The sequence below is a fragment of the Halocynthiibacter sp. genome (assembly GCF_049608145.1).
Lineage (GTDB): Bacteria > Pseudomonadota > Alphaproteobacteria > Rhodobacterales > Rhodobacteraceae > Halocynthiibacter.
In genome coordinates, this window is record NZ_JBMYXF010000116.1 from 444 (window position 1) to 671 (window position 228).

The window sequence follows — 228 nt, forward strand, 5'->3', positions numbered from 1 at the left end:
TAAGGTGAAGCGTGGTCAACGTGGCCGAGTTCTTAATGGCAAGGCCGCTGGTGGGGTTGGCTACGGCTATATCGTTGGCGGCCCGGGCGAACGTACGATTGACCCAAAGCAGGCACTGATCGTGCACCGTATCTTCAATATGTTCGCCGATGGGGTCAGCCCCCGGGCGATTGCTAAGGCTCTCAATGCGGAAGGTATTGAGGGGCCAAAGGGGGCTGTTTGGAAAGA

Annotated in this window: 1 protein-coding gene; it reads left to right on the top strand. The window is 57.5% G+C overall.

The genetic code is table 11. From position 1 onward, the window contains the following. A partial coding sequence (locus ACPGUT_RS16070; protein ID WP_423993124.1) for a recombinase family protein occupies positions 1-228 on the top strand: 228 nt, incomplete at both ends.